Below are 19,679 nucleotides of genomic sequence, written 5' to 3' on the forward strand. Positions count from 1 at the left end.
TTTATATAATGTGTCCATTACTTTCGGAGGGTGGAACCATTTTGCAGAGATTCAGTGCTTCACAGATTTATTTGATCCATGTGTTTATGTTGTCGCTTGCCGCCAGTACGATATTCACAACCTACAGTATTTATTATGTAGTTGACCTTAAGCTGAATCCGCTTCAGCTTGTGCTGATTGGAACGGTGCTGGAGATAACGGTGCTTGTGTTCGAGGGAATCACCGGAGTGGTCGCTGATACCTATAGCCGCAGACTGTCCGTCATTATTGCCGTGTTCGTTCTGGGAAGTGCCTTTGTCCTCGAAGGGAGTATTGTCTGGATCATGCATCCGGCTTCCCTGTTGCCTGCCTTCGGCTGGCTGCTGATCTCCCAGATGCTGTACGGGATCGGCTGGACCTTCCTGAGCGGAGCGGATACCGCATGGATCATGGATGAGCTTGAGGAGGAGCAGGCTGGAAGAATCTTTATGCGCTCCAAAATCTTCTCTTTAAGCGCCTCTCTGCTAGGCATTGCGGTCAGCGTAGGATTATCCCTGGTTGCGTCTAATCTCCCTTTTCTGGCGGGTGGAGTCATCTATTTCGTCCTGGGGTTCATATTGATCCGGCACATGAAGGAGACGGGGTTCATACGCCGGGAGCGTGCGCCGCATTCCTCCGCTATCCGTGAGCTGGGCAAGACCTGGGTCAGCGGCATCTCTATCCTGAGGCATCATCCGCTGCTCCTGCTGCTGACGGTTGTAACTTTATTCAGCGGTGCTGCGTCTGAAGGATATGATCGCCTATGGCCAGTCTTTCTTATGAACGAAGTCGGGTTCCCGGAGATTGGAGTCTCGATGGCGGCCGGCTTCGGGCTGATCAGTGCGGCGACGACTCTGCTGGGTGTGCTGGCTGTCTATATGGCCGGGACAATCATTGATTTGCAAAAGGAACGTCAAGTAGCGGCCGCCTTGTTCCTCCTGACCTCCGTCCGTGCTGGCTGCATTATACTGGTGGCGCTTGCGCCTAATTTCTACTGGGCGATCGGGGCGGTACTGCTCCTGGGGGTGGTTGCTTCGGTCAGCGACCCGATCTATACCACCTGGCTGAACACGAAGCTGCCATCCCAGAACCGGGCTACGCTCTTGTCGATGATCAGCCAGTCCGATGCCCTGGGCCAGAGCGCAGGCGGTCCGGTTGTAGGTTATATCGGCAGCCGGATCTCTATCAGAGCTTCGCTGCTGTCGGCGGGCTTCCTGCTGGTACCTGTGATTGCGTTATATGGCAGGGTGCTGCGGAAGCGGTCATGATGTTTTGGAACTTCATTAGCTTAATTCCCCGGCGATCCATGCCGATATAGGATATATCCGGTGACACAATTCAACCCTTAACCCAGACCTGTGAACATAGTGTTACATATTATATAATGAACCCTATGTAGCAATTCTGGCGTCATCCGCTTGCAGAGCTGTGCAAGTACAAAGTATTAGTTAAGGAGAATGTGGACATAGCTTAATAGTAATAGAATGATAGTTCTCCGGGAGTATTACGGATGAGCGTAGGGATGGTGAATAGCAATGAGCAGCAATTATATACAAGCAGAACAAGAAATCGATACCTATCAAGGCAATGACCTCGGCTTGACCTACACAGCGGAATACTGTGTATTCAAAGTCTGGGCGCCAACAGCCTTCACAGTGTCGCTCGTATTATATGCAACAGGCGGAAACGGGCTGACCCCGCAGACCGCAGATTACAAGGACAGCGGCAAAATTCTTAGTATGGAGCGCGCTGAGGGCGGAGTATGGACGATCCAGGTTTCCGGTAACCTCAAGGGGAAATATTATATGTACCGCGCCGTATTTGCGGACGGGTCGATTAATGAAGCAGCCGATCCTTACGCTACGGCTGTATCGGCCAATGGAACACGCACAGCCATTGTGGATTTGTCCGAGACAGACCCGGACGGCTGGGAGAGCGATGCTTCTCCGGTGCTGCCGCATCCGGCAGATGCAGTAATCTATGAGCTGCATGTCCGCGATTTCTCGTCAGACCCTGGCTCCGGTCTGACGTATAAGGGGAAATTCAAGGCCTTCACCGAGACCGGCCTGCGGGATGAGGCGGGTCATCTGCTGGGCATTGATCATCTGGCTGAGCTGGGCATCACGCATGTTCATCTGCTGCCAGTGTTCGATTATCAGACGGTGGATGAGCTGGGCAAGCCAGGGGAAGAACCGGCATCCTCCATCTTCACAGACTATAACTGGGGCTACGACCCCCAGCACTATAATGTGCCGGAAGGCTCCTACAGCACAGACCCGGCTAACCCGCTAGCCCGTATCCGGGAATTCAAGGAGCTGGTCCAGGCGCTGCACAGCCGCGGCATCTCGGTGATTATGGATGTGGTCTACAATCATACCTATGGCTTCCAGAAGGGACCCTTCCAGCCGCTGGTGCCAGACTATTACTACCGTCATGATCAGAGCGGCCGGCTCTCTAACGGCTCGGGCGTCGGCAATGAGCTGGCTACAGAACGGCCGATGGTCCGCAAGTATATCAAGGATTCCCTGTCCTACTGGGCTAAGGAGTACCATATCGACGGGTTCCGCTTCGATCTGATGGGGCTGATGGACAGCGTGACCATGCGCGAGATTACCGAGGAGCTGCGGCTGGAGATTAATCCGGGGCTGCTGATCTATGGTGAACCGTGGACTGGCGGCGACTCGCCGCTTGCCTCCAAGACGCTGAAGGGCGTGCAGCGCGGCAAAGGCTACGCCGTCTTCAACGACAACTTCCGCGCAGCCATCAAGGGAGACAGCGACGGCTGGGGCAAAGGCTTCGTGACCGGGGAATACGGCAAGGAAGGTGCGATCGCGTCCGGAGTGAGCGGGGCGATTCATGAATTCACCGATGCGCCTACAGAGACTGTGAACTATGTAACCGCACATGATAATCTCAACCTGTGGGACAAAATTCTAGCTACCCGGGGACTTCGCGGGGAAGCTGGACTGCCGGAGCTTGAGGGCGGCAAGCTGCGGGGCGGCGGGGATCTCAAGGCCGCACTAGAGCAGGCGAATCCGTATGTGGGAGTAGATCCCGAGAATGTGCTGGATAATGAGACAGTACGCCGTTCGTTGCTGGCTAATGGAATCATTCTGACCTCGCAGGGAATTCCGTTCCTTCATGCAGGGGATGAGCTGCTGCGCAGCAAATACGGAGATCATAACAGCTACCGCAGCCCGGACTGTATCAATGCGATCCGCTGGGAGAACAAAAGCAAATTCATTGCAGTATTTCAATATTACAAAGGTCTGATTGAGCTGCGCCGGACACATCCGGCCTTCCGCCTGCACGGACGCCAGGAGATTGAACGCAGTCTGGAGTTCCTGCGCTGTGACAGCGGAATCGTTGCCTACAGACTGAAGGATCACGCCGGCGGAGATCCATGGAATAATATCGTGGTGATCTATAATGCCAATATGGAGCCGGTCACCCAGTGCCTCCCGGAGACCTCCGGCTGCTGGAACATCGTAGTCGATCATACCCATGCCGGACCGGAGGCCTTCCGGCAGACGGAGAACGGCAGTGTTGAGGTTGACGGACTGTCGATGATGGTACTCTATGATAAATACGGAGAGCCTGAGCCGAGATCGAAGATTGTGGAAGTTCATTATGACCGCCCGGACGGCGATTACCGGGGCTGGAATCTCTGGGTGTGGGGTACAGGCATTCAGGATGGGCAACGGGACTTCCAGCACATGGAGGAAGGTCATGCCGTAGCACGGATTGAAGTGCTGCCGGGGACCTCCACGATAGGCTACATCCTCCGGCTGAACGATTGGGAAGAGAAAGACGGCACCGCTGACCGCTTCATCGACTGCTCGGGCAGCGGGGAGCAGGTTATCAAGGTGACGGTTCGGGAGCGTAGTCCGGAGCATAGGACAGAGCTGGCTGATCCGCTGCCGCAGACCAGCTAGAACATAAGAAGAGCTGATTAGTTCCTCCCCCTGGGGATGGAACCAATCAGCTCTTTTTGGCTAAGAGTTATTAAAGAAGGCTTAGTACAGGAGTGAGCTTCCGCTGGTGCTAGTTCCGCTGATCGCTGTACTTCTTATCCACATGCTCGCTGTACAGATTAGCCTCATTGCCGCCATGGTTCTTGGAGCGGTACATCGCAAGATCGGCGGCACGAAGCAGCTCGTTGATGCTGCTGCCGTGCTGCGGGTACAGAGCCACGCCAATGCTGGCAGAGGTGTGAAAGCTGGAGCCCTGGTTGATAGACCAGGATTTGTTGAACAACTGGAGCAGACGGTTCAGCAGCTCGTCCAGCATTTGCGGGCTGGTGAACCGGTGCAGCACCACCGCGAATTCATCTCCGCCGATCCGGAAGGCCTGGCCGGAGCCCTTCACGGTCTGCTGCAGCTCCCGGGAGAGCAGCTGCAGGAATTCATCTCCGGCCAGATGGCCGAGCGTATCGTTCAGCTGCTTGAATCGGTCGCAGTCCAGCAGCGCCACGGCGATCTCCTGCCGGCGCTCCTCGGGCTGGTTGATCAGGTTCTCCATGTACATTTTGAAATGGGCACGGTTGGGAATCGCGGTCAGATGATCATAGAAGGCCAGCTTGTGCAGGCGCTCCTCATATTGCTTGCGCTGGGTAATCTCACGCGAGACCAGCATGAACTGTGCCGGGAAATTGCGGCTGCCCGCAATAGGGGTAACCTTGGTCTCCAGCCACACCCAGTGCCCTTCGGCCGAACGCATGCGCAGCTCGGATATTCTCGGTGAAGACTGCACCACACTCTTGAGCTTGGCCCAGGAGATTTCGGCTTCACGGATATAGTTGGAGAGCGGTGCCCCTTTGCTAGGCACATAGCCCAGTGCAGTTGCATGGGAAGGCGAGGCATACAGGATCAGACCGTTCGGATCTGTCAGCACAATGAAGTCGGACATCGTCTCACCGATCAGCTGGTAGAGCGATTGCTCGTCCTGCATTTCGTTCTGCAGGGAGATCAGTCTGCGGCTGAGATAGATGATGACCATAACAAGCAGGAACAGAAATACAGAGTAGACGGCGAACAGGGAGCTTTTGAGATTATTGAACTCTGTCATCACTTGGCTTGCATAGGTGTCAATCTTGTCCTCTGCCTGATTCAAGCTTTCCCGTACCTCATTCAGCTCCGTATGTATGGTGAGGGCAGAATAAGAGGCGGGATTCCAGCTCTTCTGAACCCGCTGTGAGATCAGCTCCCGGCCGTTATCCCTCCACGCGGTAAGCGTGGTTCCGAAGTGATCCAGCTCGTTCCTCAGCTCGTCCAGCAGCAGCTCGCTCTGCTTCATTCCATTGAACGGGCTCTTCACAGCATCCAGATTGTAGCGGGCGGTATTGACCCGCTGCAGCGCCTGGGCATTATTGTCCTCGAATTCCTGTGACAGCGTACTGCGCTGCGCGCTGGTCAGCGCCCCGCCGACTGTAGTCTGAAGCGCAAGGGCTGCCTGATAGAGATCGCGGTCGGCGTTCAGAATGAGCTCGGAATTCTGGTAGACGTCACTGTACAGGGAATCGGATAATTTGTTCATCGTATGATTCAGAAACAGCAGGGAGGCCACACTGATCCCAACCAGAAGAACGGTGATGGATGTGAATAATATAATCAGTCTGCGTGTACTTTTGTTTTCCGAAAAAACTGCCACTGTCATCCTCTCCCCGCACAGAACTTTTGCAAATCTCATGGGTGTAGCTTTGGTGCATGCGAAACTTATCCTTATGCGGAATATGGCTTCTTGCAGGCATGTAAGAGAGTATACGTTAGCGAGTCCTAGAAAGCAGGGGAAGAAGGAGGCAATAGAAAGAATAACTTCCGGTTAGATCGCGGTTTCTTTTCACCAGTATATAGGACACCCCTTAAGCAGAGCAATTGCTGAAAAAATAATAAGCCCCGTCAGCTTCCGCTGCGGATGACAGGCCGTGAAGCACACCCTGGAGCCGGAGTGGAAACAGTGGAGACATATCCGTTACAGCCGATACAAAGAACTATTATGTATACCCTACTACTATGTACAAGGTATTCTGACCTTTGAGTCCTATTACCCACTTTTGCTGCAAACGATACCCCTTTGGTATCAATTGTGCATTAAAAATAAAACAGGAAAATCCGCCAGCCCAGGGATCTGAGACTGGCGGATTGAAAAGCTGATGATAACGCAGCGTCTAGGATGGCGCTACTCGTTGCGCAGCGCATAGATCGGGCGCATTCTTGCAGCCTTGCTTGCAGGAATCATTCCGAATACGACACCGATGATCAAGGAGAATGAAAAGGAGATCAGGACCATATTCCAGGAAGGCGCCACATTCAAGGTGGTATAGTTACCGACAGCCCAGCTGGCGCCAAGTCCCAGTGCGACTCCGATCAGGCCTCCGGTGCCGCTTAAGACCACGGACTCGATCATGAACTGCATCATAATGTTCTTTTTCTTGGCCCCGATGGCCTTGCGGATGCCAATCTCTCTGGTTCGCTCATTGACCGAGACAATCATAATGTTCATAATCCCTATCCCGCCTACAAATAAGGAGATACCGGCGATACCGCCAAGGGCCAAGGACAGGGTGGCGCTGGTTTCATTTACCGTTTCCAGCATCTCCCGGGAATCAAAAACAGAGTAGGCATTCTCGGCTGCACTGAATTTGGCAGTAAGGCTGGCTTCCAGCTTGGTTTTGACATCATCCACATTGTCATTTGAAGTGGTTGTGAGGGTAATGGAGCGGACTCCCTTGCTCTGCAGGAACCGTTCGGCTGTAGAGATGGGGATCAGCAGCTTCTCGTCGCTTGAGCCGACGCTGGTGGAGCCTTTACTCTCCAGCAGTCCGACGATCTTGAAGCTGCTTCCGTTGATCTGTACCTTTTGACCTACAGGATTATCTGTACCGAACAGATCCTCCGCCGTATCTGATCCGATTAACGCAACCTTCTGCCGGTATTCTGTATCCATCTCAAGCAGGAATCTTCCGGATTGCACATGGAAATCCTGAACCTCTTCGTAGGCAGGTGTAATGCCTTCTACGGATACGGAAACGTTCTCGGTACCGTGCTTGGCGGTAACGTTCCCGGAGATTACCGGGGATACATTGTCCACCCCTTCAATCTCACCCAGAGCCAGGGCCTCCTCGTAGGTTAGCGAAGTGGTGGCTCCGCGGCCCATAATGTTGACGGTCAGCTGGTTGGTGCCCAGGGAGCTTAGGGACTCTGTAATCTGCGAGGTGGTGCCCTGGCCCACAGCGACAAGTGCAATGACGGAGGAGACCCCGATAATAATGCCCAGCATGGTAAGAAAGGCTCTTATTTTACTGCTAAGGATACTTTTGAAGGCCATTTTCATACTCTGGTACAGCATCATGAGGGCACCACCTTCCGATCCTCTACAAGATCCCCATCCTGAATCCGGATCACCCGTTTGGCCTGCTCGGCAATCTCCAGGTCATGCGTGATCAGAATAATGGTATGCCCTTGTACGTTAAGCTCCTTAATCATCTCCAGAACTTCCTTGCCTGTCTTGGAGTCCAGCGCTCCGGTTGGCTCATCGGCAAGCAAAATCGGGGGGGTTCCGGCAAGGGCGCGGGCAATAGCCACACGCTGCTGCTGGCCTCCGGACAGCTCGGAGGGACGGTGATTCATTCTGCTCGCAAGGCCTACCCGGACCAGGGCATTACGGGCAATTTCTCTGCGCTCCCTGTGGGACATTCCACGATAGATCAAGGGCAGCTCCACATTCTCTACCGCTGATAACTTCGGCAATAGATTAAAGTTTTGAAATATAAAGCCAATCTTTTCGTTGCGGATCTGGGCCAGCCTGTTGTCAGACAGCCTGCGGATCTCCTGGCCGTCCAGGAAATAATCGCCTTCATTGGCGACATCGAGGCAGCCCAGCATGTTCATCAGGGTGGACTTGCCTGAACCTGACGGGCCGATGATCGCAACGAATTCACCGTGATTAATGTTGAAGCTCAGGCTTCTCAGAACCGTCATCGATTCTCCGGCCATCGTGTAGCTGTGCTGCATCTTCTCAACCCGGATCAGCGGCTCTGGTGAGGTCATCGTCCGCCACCGCCTCCGCCGAAGCCTCCGCTGCTGCCCCCGCCGCCGAAGCCGCCGCCCCCGCCGGGAAAGCCACCGCTCCCGCCGGTCATTCCTCCGCCGCTGAAGCCGCCCATACCACCCATACCGCCTTGCTGCGGGGAGGTGGCATTGCCTGAGGAGATCACGGTCGGGAGGATTACTTCATCCCCTTCACTTAAGCCGCTGACGATTTCGATGCTGCTCTCATTGTGGATACCAACCTCTACAGCTATCCGTTTCATGCCTGAGGCGAAACCGGCTGCACCTTTGCTTCCGGCTGCTCTGCCGGGGAACTCCGCACCAGCAGGGAACTCTCCAGACGGAAGTTCACCGCCCTGGAATTCTCTGCCGCCGCGGGCGCCTGTGCCTCGGGTCCCCGCTTCACTACCGGAGGGTTCACCGTCCGCTGCAGCGCCAGCAGGGGGCTTGGAGTCAGCAGCATCTCTGTCTGTTGTGTTAGCTTGCTCATCCCCGGTTCCCGGCACATTGACGAAGGATTTCCCGTTTATCTTCGTTACAGCTTCGATGGGGACGGTCAGAATATCCTTTTTCTCTTCGATCGTAACCGCCACCTCCGCAGACATGCCGATAAGCACACCCTCCGAGTTATTTAATCCTACAGTGACGTTGAACAGGGAGACGCCATTAGAGGAGGTCCCTTCTTTGGCGATATCTATAACTTTACCGGTAAAAGATTTGTCCTCAAGGGCATCCAGTGTAATGGTAGAGGCTTGATTCAGCTTGATTTTGGGGATGTCCAGCTCGTCTACCTGCACGGTTACGCTTAGATTCACGTAGTCGGTCATGGTGAACAGCTCTGTACCATTCTGGGCCTGCTCACCGTCCGTAATATTCACGGCAGTGATCGTTCCATCGATCGGAGCGGTCAGCGGATCAGGCGGAGCCATATCTTCATGGATGGCAGCGATGGATTCCTGCCCGTCCACGATATCGCTATTGGCTTTATCAATGGCTTTTTTTGCCGATTCCAGCTCTTCCTCTGTCGCGTTATTCATAGCCAGCGTCTTGTAGCTCTCCTGTTTATTCTCCAGCTCCGTCTTGAGATTCTCCAGTGACTTGGTGGCTTCCTTCAGCTTATCGTCCAGATCGCCCGCAACAAATGTGATCAGCACAGCACCTTTTTTAACAACATCGCCTTTCTTAACCATGACCGTATCGACCTTCCCGGCTTCTTTGGTACGGATGCTCTCACTGTTGATCGCCGATACTGCACCTGAACCTGAGACACCCACCAGGATATCCCCCTTACTGGCAACTGCCGTATTCAGCGGAGCGGCATTGATCTGCCGGTTCTGATCCGGCCAGAGCTTATAGCCCGCAATCCCTGCAATAGCAACGAGGACTATCGCTGAAGCGATAATGATGATCTTCTTCTTATTCATTGTGCAGCTCCTTCGGGGGAAGAGGTGGTTGCTTTGGCGGTAACCTCAAGGGAATAGGCCTGGCTGGCGAGCTCTGTCCGTACTCCCTGGAATTCATCGTAGAATTTAAGGGCGTAGGTGCCGGAGCTCAGATTTTTGAACAGGGCGCTGGTAAGGGTCGTAGAATAAGAGCTGTTTGTTCCCAGGGTCAAGTCGGTGCCAAGTGTCAGTGCTTTCTCGTGAGACTGTCCATAAGGATCGATAACCTGAAGGATGAGCTTATGCTGGTAAGCGCCTGCCTGATAGGTGGTATCCTGGTTGAGATTGTAATTGAACGTCACAGCAATGCTGCTTGCGCCCTTGGTGAGTTCTCCTGTAGAGCTGGTAACTGCCAGTGTATAAGGGAAAAGTGGAACGGAAGCCAGATTGGTCAGAGGCGTAACCTCTGACGGTGTCAGTGTCAGCGTTGCCGTATTGACGTATCCCGTCGCAGCCGTTCCTGCGGCAGTCAGCTTGCCATCCGCAATCGACTGGCTGATATACAGCTCAAGACCTGTGGTGTCCAGGGTGGCCGGGACTTTCGCCCAGAAGGTAACCAGTGTTTTGCCCCCAGGGCTGGTCGACAGCTCGGACTGGTTGGCAGTTGCTTCAAAATATTGTCCGTCAGCAGTCCTGAACTGTGCATATAGACGGGCCAGATCTGCCTGCCGGATTTCATCGCTGTTCATTTCCACTTCGCTGTACACCAGGTTCGAGCCGGTTCCTGTATACAGGAGGGTGGAGCGCTCCTTCACGGTGGCTTTTTTGCCGGTGGCGGTGATCTTGAAGGCTTCCCCTGCAGCCACCGGAGCTACACTCTTAACGGTGCTGTCGCTTGTGCTGAGAGTGAGGAACTGCGACACCTCTGTACCCTTGGTCTCCTGGAGGATGAGCTTGATTTGTCTGACATCCAGGGTGTATGGAATATGGCCTTGAACCGTGATCTGAGTGCTGGCACCCGGGGCAAGGACCGAAGAGCTGTTGTCCGTATAAGTCTGGGAAGAGGAACTGAGATCCTTCTGATCCGCCAGGAGTACGCCGGTAAGAGCAGGTAAGGTAATGGATTTGGACGTTGCATTGCGTATCGTTAGTACAGCCTGTACCAGATCCTCGCTGCCCCAAGGCAGACGCAGCAGCGAGTCCAGAGAGACAGCGAAGGTGCCATAGGTATTGGTTACGCTGGTCTCAGAGGCGAGATGAATCTGTCTCTCAGGCGTATAAGGGATGCGGAAATAGGCCACAGGCAGCGTTACTTTATCCGTGCTGGCTGCAGGAGCGATCATTCGCAGCTCCAGCGAATTCTGAGCCAGCTCCAGCGGAACACTGGCGCTCAGCTCAATCAGCTTTTCTTCCAGCGGCTTCAGGGTCAGGCTGTTAAAGGCAGTGGCCGTCACCGGGAAGCTATAGCCTTCCGCCGACTTGACGTTAAGCTCATAAGCAGGCAAAGTAACGGCTGTGCTGCCGGTATTCTTCACCCGGAGCTGATAGCTCCAGACACCATTCCCGTTATCCGCATGCACACTTGCCTTCAGCAACTGCAAGTCCACCAGATTGCTGTCGATGGAGACCTTTTTGGTATAGCCCGCTGCTACAGTGAAATCTGCATTTACTGCAGCCGGAAGTGCGTAGGAAGAGACAGGCAGGTACAGCTTGAGTCCTTCATCCAGCTTGGCAATCTGCAGCGTCATCTTGCTGAGATTCATGTAGGAGGGGATCTCGGTCATATAATAGAGCGTCTTCTTCTCCTGAGGCTGAAGCTTGAATTCGGAGCTGCTGTCATCCAGCGTAAGCGTGAAGACAGAGCCGCCCGAGGATTTCAGGTACAAGGTATAACCCGGATCTGTAAGCACTTTGGTACCCAGATTGGTTAGGCTAAGCCCGACCTTGGCATAGACTTTGCTGTTATATTTGTAGATTTGCACGGATTCGGCTTTGGTGCCGGCAGTAATGCCGCCGAGTTCAACCTTTCGGGTCTCCCCTGTAAGCGAGGACAGAGAATAATTGAAAGGAATCGTGAACGTGCCTATACGCTGTTCATAATTAGCGGCGCTGAAATTCCAGCCGTAGATGTTGATTTTGAGTCCTTTGACTGAGGCGGCGGTTCCAATATTCGCATAGTATGTAAGACTGGTGCTTTGTTTAGCAGGGATTTTCTTGACCGCACTGTCTGCGCTGACCGGAATTCCCTTAATGATGCTGCCGCCCGCAGTTATAATTTTGGAGAAATAGTCTGCCAGATTGACGCTGCTGCCGGCGGTGTTGGTATAGGTAAGCGTGTAGGTGAGAATATTACCGCCGGTTTGGCTCTGAATCCCTACATGGCTCAGCTTCACCTGAAGCGCGGTGCCGAGCTTGAGCGCACTTAGACCGTTAAGTGTGGAGACTTCCGTGACCGCGCTTGCTGCTGTGGCAGCCGTTGAACCGGATGAAGCGGCATAGGCCGCGGTTCCCGGGCTTCCTGCGGTTTGACTTGCGGCAAATGTGCTGAGCAGCAGCAGAACAAATGCTTTTTTTCGTGTAAGCATGTAATTTCCTCCTTGTGTGATCTCTTAAGGGAAAATATCAACATTGACTGAATGTCCGCTGAAAAAAAAGCCGTCAAACCGTGCTGAAGCTTAAAGGGAGCTTAAAAAAAGATAAAAAATAAGCGGAATTTATGCGGCTTGTCAAACTGGCTGTTTTTGCATATAATAGATGGGCATATCTTCCCAAGTGGAGGATCGAAGTGCAGAGGTTATAATCCGCATACATGCAATGATGGAGAAGAGTACGCAGTGCCTGGCTTACAGGGAGGAAGCGCCGCAGATTGAGAGCGTTTCTAAGAGAGCAGAGCTGCCGAAGTTCACTCCGGAGCAGTTCCCTGAATGTGCTTGAAGAGCGCTAGTAGGGGGGACCGGCCGCAGACCGTTATTTCTGTATAAAGTGAGACAGGTCTTTGCCGCACCGAAAGAGGGAATAGTGCTCTTAAGGGAAGCGTACGGCCGTCTAACAAGGGTGGTACCACGGTCTTTTCGTCCCTTTACCGGGAGGAAAGGCCTTTTTTTGTTGAACAATACGAGATTTGAGGGGGCAGTACAAGCCATGAAAGACAAATTGGAAGCACTGAAGGCTGAGGCGCTGACGAAGCTGCAGGCGGTAAACGATCCGCAGATTCTGAATGACCTGCGCGTCAAATACCTTGGCAAAAAAGGCGAGCTGACAGAGGTTCTGCGCGGTATGGGCGGATTAAGCGCGGAGGAGCGTCCGGTGATCGGCCAGGTGGCCAATCTGGTGCGCAGCGCCATTGAAGAGGTGATCAGCGCCAAGCAGGAGCTGTTCCAGCAGCAGGAGACAGAGAGCCGCCTGAATGCGGAGAAGGTCGATGTAACCCTGCCGGGCCGCGGCCTGCCGCAGGGCGGGATTCATCCGCTGAGCCGGGTGCTCCAGGAGATCGAGGATATCTTCATCGGCATGGGCTTCCGGATCGCTGAAGGACCGGAGGTGGAGACGGACTACTACAACTTTGAGGCGCTGAACCTGCCGAAGAACCATCCGGCCCGGGACATGCAGGATTCCTTCTATATCACGGATGATATTCTGATGCGTACCCAGACCTCGCCGGTACAGGTGCGTACCATGCAGGCGGCGAACGGGGAGTCTCCGGTCAAAATCATCTGTCCCGGCAAAGTCTTCCGCCGCGACGATGACGATGCGACCCACTCCTTCCAGTTCCATCAGATTGAAGGCCTGGTCATCGGCCGCAATATCCGCATGAGCGACCTGAAGGGTACCCTGCAGCAGTTCACCAAGGAGATGTTCGGCCCTAGCGCGGGTATCCGTCTGCGCCCCAGCTTCTTCCCGTTCACCGAGCCTAGCGTTGAGGTGGATGTAAGCTGCTTCAAATGCGGCGGCGATGGCTGCCGTCTCTGCAAGCAGAGCGGCTGGCTGGAGATTCTCGGTGCCGGTATGGTGCACCCGAATGTGCTGCGGATGGGCGGATACGATCCGGAAGTTTACAGCGGCTTCGCGTTCGGCATGGGCGCTGAGCGGATCGCGATGCTGAAATACGGTATCGATGACATCCGCTACTTCTACACGAATGATATGGGATTTGTGAAGCAGTTCAAGGGTATTTAGGGATTTGGCGGGTGTGCGCGGGAGCGTGTTGGACGGATATTGTTAAGCCGGAGGGATGACGGCAGTGCTAATTAAATGACTGCGATTGAAGGACCGGAGGGGAATTTTGGAACTGTAGGAGCGGTAGCGTCCGCCTTTGTGTTTGGATTTCTACCGCGAGAAGCGGTTCTAATCAGGAAATCCAAACACAACAGCGGCCGGAAGTCCAAATATTCTCTGTAGGAACACTGCAATGCAGAATTTTTTTGCGCGAAGTTGACGTGGGCTTGTTTATATCCGCTTCCGCGCCCCGGCGCAGGCCGGCATGGAGATCAATACATCTGAAACAAAAAGGAAGTGTGCGATTATGAAAGTATCAACCGCCTGGCTGGCCGATTATATATCGCTGGAAGGGGTGACCGCAGATGACTTGGCGGACAAAATCACCACCGCCGGCATTGAGATTGACGGAGTAGAACGCCGCAACAAAGGGATCTCCGGGATTGTGACCGGCTACGTGAAATCCAAAGAAAAGCACCCGGACGCCGATAAGCTGAATATCTGTATTGTCGATGCCGGGCAGGGCGAGGATCTGCAGATCGTCTGCGGAGCGAAGAATGTCGCAGCGGGCCAGAAGGTTCCGGTCGCGCTGGTAGGTGCCAAGCTGCCGGGCCTGGAGATCAAAAAAGCCAAGCTGCGCGGCGTGCTGTCGCAGGGGATGATCTGCTCGGCCAAAGAGCTGGGCCTGAACGACAAGCTGCTGCCCAAAGAGCTGCAGGAGGGCATTCTCGTGCTGCCGGAACAGACCGAGGTGGGCCAGGATATTCTCAAGGTGCTTGGACTGAATGACGAAATTCTTGATTTCGATCTAACGCCGAACCGTTCCGACTGCCTGAGCATGATCGGTGCCGCTTATGAGGTAAGTGCGGTACTGGGCCGTGAGCTGAAGCTGGCTGATCCGGCGGCAGAGCTTGTGGAAACGGGCGGGAAGGCAGCGGACTCCATCACGGTTACGATTGAGGATGAGGCATTCTGCAGCCATTATGCCGTGCGTTATATTGCCGGAGTGAAGACCGCGCCGTCCCCGCTGTGGATTCAGAACCGCCTGATGGCGGCCGGGGTACGTCCGATTAACAATATCGTAGACATCACCAACTATGTGATGCTGGAATACGGACAGCCGCTGCATGCATTTGACGGCGGGCAGCTCCAGGGCGGAACCATCGGTGTACGGTTTGCCCGTGAAGGGGAAGGACTGGTTACCCTTGACGGACAAGAGCGCAAGCTTGCACCGCAGATGCTGGTCATTGCCGACGGCTCAGGCGCAATTGGCCTGGCCGGAGTGATAGGCGGACTGTCTACAGAGGTTACCGCAGACACCGTTAATATCGTACTGGAATCAGCCAAATTCGATGGTGGAACGGTACGCAAGACCTCGCGTCAGCTCGGTCTGCGCTCGGAAGCGTCCCAGCGGTTCGAGAAGGAAGTCGACCCGAATGCGGTCATCCCTGCGCTTAACCGCGCGGCTGCACTGATTGCCCGGTATGCCGGAGGAACGGTGCATGAAGGGATTGTCCAAGCCGGCAGCGCCGCTGCTCAGGAGAAGGTGCTGAACTTATCGCTGGAGAAGCTGAACCGCTATCTCGGGACAGATCTGTCATTGCTGGAAGTGAAAACCCTGTTCGGACGCCTGCACTTCAAGTGCGGTGATGCGGCTCAGGGAATCGTCGAGGTCGAGGTGCCGACACGGCGCGGAGACATTACGCAGGATGTGGATCTGATTGAAGAGATCGCCCGCTTGTACGGCTACGACAACATCCCGACCACCCTGATCGAAGGCACAACAACACCGGGCGCGCTTACCAGACAGCAATCTCTGCGCCGCGAGCTGCGCCGCATGCTCTCGCTGGGCGGATATCAGGAGGTTATGGGCTATTCCTTCATCCAGCCGGAGCAGAGCACGCTCTTCCCTATGCTGGCGGAAGGCAAACAGTCAGTGAAGCTGGCGATGCCGATGAGCGAGGAGCGCAGCGTGCTGCGTACCAGCCTGCTGCCGCAGCTGCTGGAGATTGCCCTCTACAATACGAACCGCCGCCAAGGCGATCTGGCGTTATTCGAAATCGGCAACGTCTTCTTCACGGAGGAAGAAGTCCTTACCCGCCAGCCGAGTGAGCTGCCGGTGCTGGGGCTGCTGCTGAGCGGAACGCGTGCAGCCAAGCAGTGGAACGTGACTGCCGAGCCGGTGGATTTCTTCGACCTTAAGGGTGCGCTGGAGACTGTATTTGCGCATCTGGGCCTTACGGATCGCGTAGTCTATGAAGGGGATGCGCCTGAAGGCTATCATCCGGGACGCTCCGCTTCCATCTATCTGCTTCAGGCAGAGGGCCGTGTGAAGATCGGTTCGATGGGGCAGATTCATCCCGAGCTGCAACGCCGGATGGATCTGGAGGATACCTATGTATCCGAAGTCCTGCTGCAGCCGCTCTATGATGCGGCACGCGCCGGGCTGCAGTACAGCGAGCTTCACCGCTTCCCGGGCATGGAGCGGGACATTGCGGTGGTAGTCGATGATACGGTTCCGGCAGGTGACCTGATCGCGGCGATCCGTGAGCACGGTGGCACTCTGCTGCAAAATGTGCAGGTATTCGATATCTACACAGGAGGCAAGATGGAGGCAGGCAAGAAGAGTGTTGCCCTGTCGCTCCTGTACCGCCATACCGAGCATACGCTGACTGACGAAGAGGTTGTGGAAGTGCATGACAAAGTGGTCTCTGCCCTTGAACAAACTTTTGGTGCAGAATTAAGAAAATAGCAGGAATTGTGCAAAGCCGCAGCGAATCCATTTAGAAACAGAGATTCCCTGCGGCTTTTCTGTACCCTTGTGAAGTGCGGAGGAACATGCAAATAAATGCAATGGACGCGTGCTTTTGCCAAAGGTCAGGAAATCACGCTACAATAGGAGCAAGAGCAAAGAAACCAACTTAGAATCCGCACACATACAAAGGAGGGCACAACTGTGGCTATGGACCGGACCCGTGTCGCCGTGGAGATATACGGAACTTCCTACAAGCTTGTAGGAAGCAGCACAGAATATATGAAACAAGTCGCCCGTCATGTCGATGAGCATATGCGTGCAATATCGAAATCACATTCCAGACTGGATACGCCGCGGATTGCGGTGCTTACAGCTGTACATATGGCAGAGCAGGCAATCCAGGTTCAGGATTTCAAGAATGAGCTGAATATGCTGACCGGTGAACGTACCGAGCTTCGAGTGGAGGTGTCACGCCTTCAGGAAGCGCAGCGTGAACAGCAGGAAGAATATGAGAAGCTGGAAGCGGCTGCGAAGGAAGAGGCGGCGCGGCTGATTGCCGCTGCCGAAGAAGAACGCTCCAGGCATCTGGAGCAGCAGGAGCAGGAGAGGCAGCTGCATGCCCAGCTGCTGGAGGAAGAGAAGCAGGCTGCGGCCGCCGGCCGCGAGCAGCTGGTGCAGGAGCTGAAGGCACGCGAGGATGAGCTTAAGGCGCTGCGCGAGGGCCATGAAGCAGAGCAGGCTGCAGGCCGCGAGGCAGTGCGTCAGGAGCTGGAAGCCGCAGAAGCCATGCGGCTGCAGCAGCTGGAAGAGATGAAGGCTGCCCATCAGCAGGAATTGGAGCAGCTGCGCGAGACACTGATCCGCGAGAAGACAGAGACGTTGTCTGCCCTGGAGCAGGAGCTGCATGAGACCCGGGAGTCGATGGGCAGCGAGATCGTGGAGATCCGCTCCACGTTAAGCAAGGAGCTGGCTGATACCAAGGCTGCGCTCACAAGTGAGCTTACCGGGGAGCGGGAAGCGCTTGAGAAGGAGCTGGCCAAGAACAAGGAGCTGCGGCAGTCCCAGGGGACGCAGGAGCACCGGCACAAGCAGCAGCTTCAGGAGCTGGAGAAGCAGCTTGGCGAGCTGCGCGGCGGAACCGGGCAGCTCCAGTCCCGGCTGCGTGCGGCGGAAGCCGGGCTTAAGGGTGAACGCGATGCGCGGCTGACGCTGCTGGCGCAGTACGAAGCTGTGCTGAAGCGGGAGGAGCAGCTTGGCGAAGAGCTGAAGCTTGCCGCTGAGCAAGGAGAGCAGCAGAATGCGGCGCTGGAGGAAGTGCGCAAGCAGGCTGCGGCTTCGCAGAGCGAGGCGGAAGCGCTCCGGAGCGGGCTGCGGGAAGCAGAGGACAAGCTAAGCGCTGCGCTGGAAGAGCTGAGCACGGCGAACGAGCTGGGCACCCTGCTGAACGAAGAGCTGGAAGGGCTGCGCCAGCAGGTTGCAGCTGCGCAAAGCGAGGCCGAAACGCTCCGCAGCGAACTGCGGGACGCAGAGGGCAAGCTAAGCGCTGCGTTGGAGGAACTGCACACGGCGAGCGAGCTCGGCACCCTGTTGAACGAAGAACTGGATGAGCTGCGTAATCAGGTTGCGGCTACACAGAGCGAGGCGGTGGATATCCGCAGCGAACTTCGGGATGTAGAGGGCAAGCTAAGTGAAGCGCAGGAGGAGCTGCATACTACTAAGGAGCTTGGCAATCTGCTGAACGATGAACTGGAAGGGCTGCGCCAGCGTTATGAGCTGACGCAGGAAGAAGCGGCAGCACTGCGCACATCGCTGCGGGAGACCGCAGATCAGCTCAGCCGGACACAGGTCGAATTCGACCGTACGGCAGAGGAAGCGGCATCCTGGCAGGAACGTGCGAACAAGCATATGGAGGATATCAGCGAACTGGAGATGAACCTTCTGGAAGAAGGGGAGAAGTCGGCAGCCTTGCAGCGCGAAGTGGAGACTCTTCGCGGACAGGCAGACGGAATGGTTCAGCAGCTTGATCAGGAGGCGCGTCTGCGTGCCGAAGCGGAGCAGGAGCTTGCTGTTCAGCAGGAGGCGGCAGAAGCAGCCCGCAAGGAACTGGCTGCGCTGCGCGGCCGTTACGAGGAACTTATCGCCCAGTACGATGAGATTCTGCAGGACGGGGAGCAGTTAAAGGAACGCTGCGAGCTGCTGGAAGCTGAAGGCGAGGAAGCTGCGCGGCGAATGGAAGAGCTATACGAGGCAGGCCGTGAAGCTGCCGCTGCGTCGGCGGAGCAGCAGGAAGCACTCCGTGAGACCCGGGAGTACGAAGCTACCTGGAAGCAGAAAGTTGAGGAGCTTCAACAGCGCGAGCAGCAGTGGAATGAGCAGGAAGCACAGCTGCGTGAGGAGATTGAGATCTGGCAGCAGGAGGCCGGGGAAGCCGAGGCTCAGGCGGAAGCAGTCAGCCGCTCACGTACTGAGGCGGCGCAGCAGCTGGATGAGATCGGCGAGAGCTATGAGATGGTCCAAGGCCAGCTGCGGCTGGTTCAGGCCCAGTTCGAGCTGCAGCAGGGAGAGCTGGAGAAGCTGTCCCAGGAGCATCGCAGCTTGCAGGCGGAATATTCCAAGCTACAGAGTGAATATAATGAATGGATTCAACTGATCGAACAGGACAGTTGAATGGCGGATGCATCACAGGAAGAGCTGTTGTAAGCAGGAATGCTTAGAACGGCTTTTTCTGCTGTGCAGGGATGGGGGAAGGATTCCTCCTTAGGGGGACTGCAAGGGGGGCTGCTGCTCTAAAGTTGGCTGAAGTGAAGTATTGCACCAATCCTGCACTAAATACAACATTCGTACCTCTGAGGCAGCAAATTATGGGAAATACTGCCTAGAATGCAACATATTTCAGCCAATGACCGCTCCACTGGTAACATTCCTGCAAAAAATGCAACATTAGGTGTTCTCAAGCTGCAATCCGGTAGGAATCCTGCAAAAAATGCAACATTTGGCGAGCCCAGGCTGCAATGAAGAGCACAAGTGCCCTTGAATCCACCAGAAGTTAGCCAAATGAGCAAATGAAGAGCATTAGTGCCCCTGAATTCACCAGAAGTTAGTCAAATGAGCAAATGAAGAGCACAAGTGCTACTGAATCCACCAGAAGTTAGCTAAATGAGTAAATGAAGAGCACAAGTGCCCTTGAATCCACCAAATGTGAGCTAAATGAGTTCGAACACATCTACGAAGAAAGCATTAGTCTGACGCTCCCGGCTACAT

General features: G+C 55.0%; 10 protein-coding genes and 1 other annotated feature. Of the genes, 5 read left to right on the forward strand and 5 right to left on the reverse strand.

Features of this window, described 5'->3' with window-relative positions; translation table 11 throughout:
- Window positions 1-41: 41 nt before the first annotated feature.
- Window positions 42-1,286, forward strand: a complete 1,245-nt coding sequence (locus tag MKY86_RS07120) for an MFS transporter (protein WP_340826670.1) — start codon at window positions 42-44, stop codon at window positions 1,284-1,286.
- Between the two features lie 267 nt (window positions 1,287-1,553).
- Complete coding sequence (pulA, locus tag MKY86_RS07125) at window positions 1,554-3,953, forward strand: type I pullulanase (RefSeq protein ID WP_076082691.1); 2,400 nt, start codon at window positions 1,554-1,556, stop codon at window positions 3,951-3,953.
- A 109-nt stretch (window positions 3,954-4,062) separates the two neighbouring features.
- Here pulA and MKY86_RS07130 read toward each other — a convergent pair whose 3' ends face one another.
- The 5 genes from MKY86_RS07130 to MKY86_RS07150 all read right to left on the reverse strand — a co-directional run bounded on the left by MKY86_RS07130 (window position 4,063) and on the right by MKY86_RS07150 (window position 12,033).
- Window positions 4,063-5,667, reverse strand: a complete 1,605-nt coding sequence (locus MKY86_RS07130; RefSeq protein ID WP_076082693.1) for a sensor domain-containing diguanylate cyclase — start codon at window positions 5,665-5,667, stop codon at window positions 4,063-4,065.
- Between the two features lie 528 nt (window positions 5,668-6,195).
- On the reverse strand, window positions 6,196-7,368 hold the full coding sequence (locus MKY86_RS07135; RefSeq protein WP_076082696.1) for an ABC transporter permease: 1,173 nt from the start codon (window positions 7,366-7,368) through the stop codon (window positions 6,196-6,198).
- Window positions 7,365-8,066: an ABC transporter ATP-binding protein gene (locus MKY86_RS07140; protein WP_076082699.1), complete on the reverse strand. Its 702-nt coding sequence runs from the start codon at window positions 8,064-8,066 to the stop codon at window positions 7,365-7,367. Before MKY86_RS07140 ends, MKY86_RS07135 begins: the two co-directional genes overlap by 4 nt.
- Window positions 8,063-9,490, reverse strand: coding sequence for an efflux RND transporter periplasmic adaptor subunit (locus MKY86_RS07145; protein ID WP_076082702.1), 1,428 nt, complete (start codon window positions 9,488-9,490; stop codon window positions 8,063-8,065). The genes MKY86_RS07140 and MKY86_RS07145 overlap by 4 nt, the downstream gene beginning before the upstream one ends.
- A complete protein-coding gene (locus MKY86_RS07150; protein WP_076082707.1) occupies window positions 9,487-12,033 on the reverse strand; it encodes a hypothetical protein in 2,547 nt (848 codons plus the stop codon). Before MKY86_RS07150 ends, MKY86_RS07145 begins: the two co-directional genes overlap by 4 nt.
- Window positions 12,034-12,253: 220 nt before the next feature.
- Window positions 12,254-12,530: a binding site (T-box leader), on the forward strand.
- 59 nt (window positions 12,531-12,589) lie between these two features.
- Between MKY86_RS07150 and pheS the strand changes: the two genes are divergently transcribed.
- The 3 genes from pheS to MKY86_RS07165 all read left to right on the forward strand — a co-directional run bounded on the left by pheS (window position 12,590) and on the right by MKY86_RS07165 (window position 19,085).
- Window positions 12,590-13,624 carry a phenylalanine--tRNA ligase subunit alpha gene (pheS, locus tag MKY86_RS07155; protein ID WP_036722546.1) on the forward strand — a complete coding sequence of 345 codons (1,035 nt, stop codon included), beginning with the start codon at window positions 12,590-12,592 and terminating at the stop codon, window positions 13,622-13,624.
- Window positions 13,625-13,970: 346 nt separating this feature from the next.
- Entirely contained in the window at window positions 13,971-16,415 is a 2,445-nt protein-coding gene (gene pheT / locus MKY86_RS07160) for a phenylalanine--tRNA ligase subunit beta (RefSeq protein WP_076082710.1), read from the forward strand.
- Window positions 16,416-16,619: 204 nt separating this feature from the next.
- Window positions 16,620-19,085, forward strand: a complete 2,466-nt coding sequence (locus MKY86_RS07165; protein WP_076082713.1) for a hypothetical protein — start codon at window positions 16,620-16,622, stop codon at window positions 19,083-19,085.
- Window positions 19,086-19,679: the final 594 nt, after the last annotated feature.

The sequence above is a fragment of the Paenibacillus sp. FSL R7-0333 genome, from assembly GCF_038000365.1.
Lineage (GTDB): Bacteria > Bacillota > Bacilli > Paenibacillales > Paenibacillaceae > Paenibacillus_AQ > Paenibacillus_AQ silagei.

Bases quoted from the DNA above. Each gene is read 5' to 3' on its own strand.
- pheT (WP_076082710.1), top strand. From the start codon at position 13,971: ATGAAAGTATCAACCGCCTGGCTGGCCGATTATATATCGCTGGAAGGG.
- MKY86_RS07135 (WP_076082696.1), bottom strand. From the start codon at position 7,368: ATGATGCTGTACCAGAGTATGAAAATGGCCTTCAAAAGTATCCTTAGC.
- pheS (WP_036722546.1), top strand. From the start codon at position 12,590: ATGAAAGACAAATTGGAAGCACTGAAGGCTGAGGCGCTGACGAAGCTG.
- pulA (WP_076082691.1), top strand. From the start codon at position 1,554: ATGAGCAGCAATTATATACAAGCAGAACAAGAAATCGATACCTATCAA.
- MKY86_RS07150 (WP_076082707.1), bottom strand. From the start codon at position 12,033: ATGCTTACACGAAAAAAAGCATTTGTTCTGCTGCTGCTCAGCACATTT.
- MKY86_RS07145 (WP_076082702.1), bottom strand. From the start codon at position 9,490: ATGAATAAGAAGAAGATCATCATTATCGCTTCAGCGATAGTCCTCGTT.
- MKY86_RS07140 (WP_076082699.1), bottom strand. From the start codon at position 8,066: ATGACCTCACCAGAGCCGCTGATCCGGGTTGAGAAGATGCAGCACAGC.